Origin of the sequence: Pseudomonas sp. NPDC088885, from assembly GCF_044750025.1 — a bacterium.
GTDB lineage: Bacteria > Pseudomonadota > Gammaproteobacteria > Pseudomonadales > Pseudomonadaceae > Aquipseudomonas > Aquipseudomonas rustica.
Genome location: NZ_JBIVJB010000160.1, coordinates 1 through 5,660, shown reverse-complemented (window position 1 = coordinate 5,660; position 5,660 = coordinate 1). Strand labels below are relative to the sequence as shown.

Annotated in this window: 7 protein-coding genes; 5 read left to right on the top strand and 2 right to left on the bottom strand. The window is 57.7% G+C overall.

Annotated elements, in window-relative coordinates:
• Window positions 1-623 precede the first annotated feature (623 nt).
• Window positions 624-905: a GNAT family N-acetyltransferase gene (locus tag ACIP1X_RS27485; RefSeq protein ID WP_003226804.1), complete on the top strand. Its 282-nt coding sequence runs from the start codon at window positions 624-626 to the stop codon at window positions 903-905.
• Window positions 906-965: 60 nt separating this feature from the next.
• Here the strand turns inward: ACIP1X_RS27485 and ACIP1X_RS27480 are convergent, their stop codons facing one another.
• Entirely contained in the window at window positions 966-2,042 is a 1,077-nt protein-coding gene (locus ACIP1X_RS27480) for a 3-deoxy-7-phosphoheptulonate synthase (protein WP_053122298.1), read from the bottom strand.
• Window positions 2,043-2,172: 130 nt separating this feature from the next.
• On the bottom strand, window positions 2,173-2,616 hold the full coding sequence (locus tag ACIP1X_RS27475; protein ID WP_400755841.1) for a PilZ domain-containing protein: 444 nt from the start codon (window positions 2,614-2,616) through the stop codon (window positions 2,173-2,175).
• On the opposite strand from ACIP1X_RS27475, the gene ACIP1X_RS27470 reads away from it, so the two are divergent.
• From ACIP1X_RS27470 to ACIP1X_RS27455, 4 genes are all read left to right on the top strand, one after another.
• Window positions 2,615-3,001 (top strand): thioredoxin family protein, encoded by a 387-nt coding sequence (locus tag ACIP1X_RS27470; protein ID WP_400755840.1) that lies wholly within the window; start codon window positions 2,615-2,617, stop codon window positions 2,999-3,001. The two genes, ACIP1X_RS27475 and ACIP1X_RS27470, sit on opposite strands and share 2 nt — an antisense overlap.
• Window positions 2,998-3,954, top strand: a complete 957-nt coding sequence (locus ACIP1X_RS27465; RefSeq protein WP_400755839.1) for a putative 2-dehydropantoate 2-reductase — start codon at window positions 2,998-3,000, stop codon at window positions 3,952-3,954. The genes ACIP1X_RS27470 and ACIP1X_RS27465 overlap by 4 nt, the downstream gene beginning before the upstream one ends.
• Window positions 3,955-3,984: 30 nt before the next feature.
• Window positions 3,985-4,890: a 5'-nucleotidase gene (locus ACIP1X_RS27460; protein ID WP_053122291.1), complete on the top strand. Its 906-nt coding sequence runs from the start codon at window positions 3,985-3,987 to the stop codon at window positions 4,888-4,890.
• Between the two features lie 98 nt (window positions 4,891-4,988).
• Entirely contained in the window at window positions 4,989-5,492 is a 504-nt protein-coding gene (locus tag ACIP1X_RS27455; RefSeq protein ID WP_053122288.1) for a universal stress protein, read from the top strand.
• Window positions 5,493-5,660: the final 168 nt, after the last annotated feature.

Genomic DNA, 5,660 nt, shown 5'->3' with positions numbered 1-5,660 from the left:
CAAGGACTTTCAATTAAGTGACTGTCTCCTCCGATTGAGGAAATAGCCGGCGTACATACTACCCATTACTTGTAGTAAGTAAACTGACGTAGCGCAAGATGCAAAAAAAATTGTAGGCGTTGATTCTTTTTCGAGCAACTTTTAACTGCGCTGTTTAAAAAATAAACAGCTACAAGCCCCGCGCTGAGCGAGTTAATGGGAAAAAGTTCCCGTTGTGATGGTTGTTTTTGCAGTCTTGGCTAAAGTCTGTCTATATCAATTCGTCCATACTTTCATTGCGATTCTGCGTGGTGCATCACCTATCTTTATGTTTCTTGAGGTGACTTTAAAAAAGGCTGCACGTCTTAAGTCTCAACATCCGGCAATGTTCAGGTGAGCGGCCCGGGAAGATCTTCTCCCACGCCACCCCTGCGTCCATCGGAGCAACCCCCGTCAACTGGCTTGATGACGAGCGCACCTTGAGCATTTTTGCCAATGGTGCCTACTATTTATCAGGTGCTCGGTTGCGCGAGATCGGTGTGGCTCTTCTCGGTGTCCAACAGGCACGGGGTGGCGTAGATGTTCCTTCGCCGGAAAAACATCGGTAAGGTAGGGTCAGAATTCAAGACCCGCGAGGAGTAGTGATGAGCGAGGCGTTGTCCATCCACCATGACCAGGCTGGTCATCAGTTCGAGACCAATGTGGACGGTCATCGTGCCTATCTGACCTATATGGATCTGGGGAAACAGACCCTGGATATCTATCGCACGTTCGTGCCCAACGCCCTGCGTGGCCGAGGCATAGCGGCAGCGCTGACCGAAAGCGCGCTGCAGTACGCCGAAGAAATGGGCTACACGGTGATCCCGTCGTGCTCCTACGTCGAGCGCTATATGGAGCGCCACCAGCGCCGCGCCGCTAAGATCTGAATCGCACACACAAAAACGCCGGGCATTGCCCGGCGTTTTTTTATGCCTGCGAAACCTCGATCAGTTGCGCTGACGTTTCGGCAGCACGTCTTTGAGCTTGGCGTGCATGCTGCGCAGGGTGGTCTCGGTGGCCGACCAGTCGATGCATGCATCGGTGATCGACACGCCGTATTGCAGATCGGCGAGGTCTTTCGGAATCGCCTGGCAGCCCCAGTTCAGATGACTTTCGACCATCAGGCCGATGATCGACTGGTTGCCTTCAAGGATCTGGTTGGCGACGTTTTCCATCACCAGCGGTTGCAGGGCCGGATCCTTGTTGGAGTTGGCGTGGCTGCAATCGACCATCACGTTCGGCTTGATCTTGGCTTTGTTCAGCGCCTGTTCGCACAGGGCAACGCTGACCGAATCGTAGTTCGGCTTGCCGTTGCCACCGCGTAGCACCACGTGGCCGTAGGCGTTGCCTTTGGTGGTGACGATCGACACGCCACCTTCCTGGTTGATACCGAGGAAACGGTGCGGGCTGGAGACTGACTGCAAGGCGTTGATCGCCACGGTCAGGCCGCCGTCGGTGCCGTTCTTGAAGCCGACCGCCGAGGACAGGCCGGAAGCCATTTCACGGTGAGTCTGCGATTCGGTGGTGCGCGCGCCGATGGCCGACCAGCTGATCAGATCCTGCAGATACTGCGGGGAGATCGGGTCGAGGGCTTCGGTGGCGGTTGGCAGGCCTTTTTCGGCCAGATCCAGCAGCAACTGGCGACCGATGTGCAGGCCGTCCTGAATCTTGAACGAGTCGTCCAGGTACGGATCGTTGATCAGGCCTTTCCAGCCGACGGTGGTGCGCGGTTTCTCGAAATACACGCGCATGACCAGATACAGGGTGTCGGAGACTTCTTCCGCCAGCACCTTCAGGCGATCGGCGTATTCGTGAGCAGCCTTGATGTCGTGGATCGAGCACGGGCCGATCACTACGAACAGACGGTGGTCGGTGCCATCAAGAATGTTGCGAATGACTTCGCGGCCCTTGGTGACGGTGCGCAGCGCGGCGTCGCTCAGAGGGATATCACGCTTGAGCTGATCAGGAGTGATCAGGGTCTCGTTAGAGGCGACGTTTAGGTCGTTGATCGGTAAATCAGCCATCGTTTACTCGTCAGGTCACGGGTGCCGGCCGCCAGCGATCCCCGCGCGGCGGAGCACAGCAGATTTAAGCGCGTCGGGGAGCGGAACCTTAGCGCGTAAAGCGCCTGCTCGACAATGGGCAAAAGGTGCTTTAGTCCAGCGCTGGCTGCGCAAAAGCCTTGCGCACGCTGTCATGGGAGAACTCATCGGCGTGTTGCTCGACCCATTGCAGGGCCACAGCCTGAATTTCCCGCAGATCATCGTGGGTTTCGTTCATGCGGCAGTAGCGCTCGATCTGACACACCTGCTCACCCATTCGTGCGCTGAACAGCGTCTGCTCATCGGTAAAGGCGATGCCCACCAGATAACCTTTTTTACGCCGCAAACACCACGCCACGTAGCCCGGATAACAGATGTCGGTGTTGAGCGTCGGCATGCGCACTTGCAGCGCCGTGCCATGGCGCCAGGCACGGTGGTAATTGCAAGCGATGCCGCCGAGGCTGATAGTGTGCAGCTGTTGCCTGGAAATACATTCAGGCTTGAGCAAGGTTAATTCAACCGGCACCTCGTCCGGATGAGGAATGAAACGTCCCATGAGCACAGACTCCCTGTGTCGGCCATTTGACATTGTTTCCCCCAGTATAGTGGTCGAATCCGAACTGACCGATTTCGACGCCGACCAACGGCTGCTGGCGATGAGCGGCGTTTCCCTGGTGATTTTCACCAGTGTCGGCTGCGCGAGTTGCCGCTATGCCCGCGAAGTATTGCCGGGGATGGCGCTGGCGGCCGATCGCTTATGCTGGATCGACGCCGGCGACAACGGTGGTTTGGTCGAGCGTTATCAGGTCTTTCATTTGCCGGCGCTATTTGTAGTGCGCGACGGCGAGTTCTTTGGGGCGGTGCACTCACGCCTGACCGCCGATGCACTTAACCAAGCATTGGCGCAGGCGCTGGGTCGAATTGCAGAGGAGTTGCCATGATGGCGGCAGTGAATAAGCCGGTGATCGGGATTATTGGTACCGGCGCAATCGGCGGATTTTACGGTGTGATGCTGGCGCGAGCCGGTTTTGATGTGCACTTTCTGTTGCGCAGCGAATTCTCGGCAGTCGCCGAGCGCGGTTTGCAGGTGAACAGCGCGGTGCATGGCCAGATGACGTTGAACCCGGCGCAAGCCTATTCGTCAGCCGAAGACATGCCTAAGTGTGACTGGCTGCTGGTGGGCGCAAAAACCACCAGCAACGCTGATCTGGCGCCGGCAATCATTCAAGCCGCCAAGCCGGATGCGAAGGTGCTGTTGCTGCAAAACGGTCTGGATGTCGAAGACAGTTTGCGTGCGCTGTTGCCTGATTCGTTGCATCTGCTCGGTGGTCTGTGTCTGATCTGCGTGCATCGCGAGGGGCCGGGTCTGGTGACGCATCAGGCGCTCGGCGCGGTCAACGTCGGTTATCACAGCGGCTCGGCGATTGATGATGTCGCGCGCATGGCGATCGTCGAGCAGGGCGCCGAGCTGTTCCGTACCGCCGGTCTTGATTCGCAAGCGATGCCCAATCTGCACCAGGCGCGCTGGCAGAAACTGGTCTGGAATATCCCTTACAACGGTCTCTCGGTATTGCTCGGCGCGGGCACCACGCCGTTGATGGCCGATGCCGACAGCCGCGCGCACATCCAGGCATTGATGGCCGAAGTGGTTGAGGGCGCCAAAGCCTGCGGCCACGACATGCCGCCCGGTTACGCCGGTTTTCTGTTGATGATGACCGAGAAAATGCCCGACTACTGGCCGAGCATGTACCACGATTTTTTACACAAGCGTCCGCTGGAACTCGAAGCGATCTACGCTCGACCTCTTGCGGCAGCGAAAGCGGCAGGCTGTGACTTGCCGCGTATCGAAGCGCTGTACCGCAATTTAAGCTTTATCGACCGACGCAACGTTTAGCTCGGTTTTTTGTAAGGGGCGGGGGAACGCATGGCCAAGAACATCGATGACAAACTGGTGCTGGCGATTTCGTCGCGGGCCTTGTTCGACCTGAGCGAGAGCCACAAGGTGTATCTGTCGAGCGGCGTCGAAGCCTATCGGCAATATCAGATCGAACACGAAGACGAGATTCTCGCGCCCGGCGATGCCTTCCCGCTGGTGGAAAAACTCCTGGCACTCAACAGTCGCCTCGGCCGCGCACGGGTCGAGGTGATTCTGGTCTCGCGCAACAGCGCCGACACTGGCCTGCGCGTGTTCAACTCGATTCACCATTACGGACTGGCGATTTCCCGCGCGGCGTTTGTCGGCGGGCGCAGTCCTTATCCGTACCTGAAAGCCTTTGGTTGTGATCTGTTTCTGTCAACCCATGCCGAAGATGTGCGTGCGGCGCTGGACGCTGGTTTCGCCGCCGCAACCATTCTGTCCGGTGGCGCCAGCCGTGCCGCCAGCGATGAATTGCGCATCGCCTTCGATGGTGACGCGGTGATTTTTTCCGACGAGTCGGAGCGTGTGTATCAGTCCGGCGGGCTGGAAGCGTTTCAGGCCAAGGAGCGCGAATCAGCCCGCGAACCGTTGCGTGGCGGCCCGTTCAAAGGCTTTCTGGCTGCACTCAATTTGCTCCAGCGCGAATTCCCCGATGACGATTGCCCGATCCGCACGGCGCTGGTTACCGCGCGTTCGGCACCGGCGCACGAGCGGGTCATTCGCACGTTGCGCGAGTGGGATATTCGTCTCGACGAATCGCTGTTCCTCGGTGGTCTGACCAAATCGGCGTTCCTCGAAGCGTTCGCCGCTGACGTGTTTTTCGACGATCAGGCCGGGCATTGCGAGGCTGCCCGCGAAGTGGTTGCCACGGGCCATGTCCCCCACGGCATCAGCAACGAACCAGCGGTCTAAAGCCCAAACGGTTCAAGACGTTGCGCCGCACGTCGTAGTCGCCAAGGCACTGCTAAGCTGAATCAAATCTCCGCCATGTTGGCTTGCGAGGAGGTCATATGATTCGTTCGATGCTGTATGCCACTGACCTCGGTCTGTACGCACCGTTAGTGATGCAGCATGCCCTGGCGTTGGCGCGAACATTCAATGCTGACCTGTACGTGGTGCACGCGGTGGAGCCGATGGGGCTGTTCGCCGAATCGGTGTTGCAGAGCTATCTCGATGAGCAGGCATTGAACGAATTTCATAGCCAAGGTCTGAAAACAGTCATCGCCAATATCGAGCAGCGGGTGCTGGAAAGCTTTCGTGAAGAATTGGGCGATGAAGGCGAACAAGACTTGCAGCGCATTCGCGCAGTGCGCGTGCTGCAGGGTGATCCGTCACAGGTGATTCTCGACCAGGTGCAGAAGCTCTCTGTCGACTTGCTGATCGTTGGCAGTCATAGCCATGGGGTTGGCGCGGAAACGCCGTTGGGGCGAACGGCGGCGCGGGTTCTGCAGTTATCGAAGGTGCCGGTTTATCTGGTGCCGCTGGTTGAGCGTCGGCGCAGTGAGGATCGCTGAAGCAGAATAATGGCACTTTGACAAAAAAGTTCTAGATTTATTCTTCAAACCATTAATATAGTTATATACCGTCGCTGATGCCCGTGGCGTCTACCTGCTTTGAGGGATACATATGAAGCTTCAACAATTGCGCTACATCTGGGAAGTGGCGCACCACGACCTCAACGT

Coding starts and splice junctions, on each gene's coding strand:
- ACIP1X_RS27485 (WP_003226804.1), top strand. CDS start 624: ATGAGCGAGGCGTTGTCCATCCACCATGACCAGGCTGGTCATCAGTTC.
- ACIP1X_RS27480 (WP_053122298.1), bottom strand. CDS start 2,042: ATGGCTGATTTACCGATCAACGACCTAAACGTCGCCTCTAACGAGACC.
- ACIP1X_RS27470 (WP_400755840.1), top strand. CDS start 2,615: ATGAGCACAGACTCCCTGTGTCGGCCATTTGACATTGTTTCCCCCAGT.
- ACIP1X_RS27475 (WP_400755841.1), bottom strand. CDS start 2,616: ATGGGACGTTTCATTCCTCATCCGGACGAGGTGCCGGTTGAATTAACC.
- ACIP1X_RS27465 (WP_400755839.1), top strand. CDS start 2,998: ATGATGGCGGCAGTGAATAAGCCGGTGATCGGGATTATTGGTACCGGC.
- ACIP1X_RS27460 (WP_053122291.1), top strand. CDS start 3,985: ATGGCCAAGAACATCGATGACAAACTGGTGCTGGCGATTTCGTCGCGG.
- ACIP1X_RS27455 (WP_053122288.1), top strand. CDS start 4,989: ATGATTCGTTCGATGCTGTATGCCACTGACCTCGGTCTGTACGCACCG.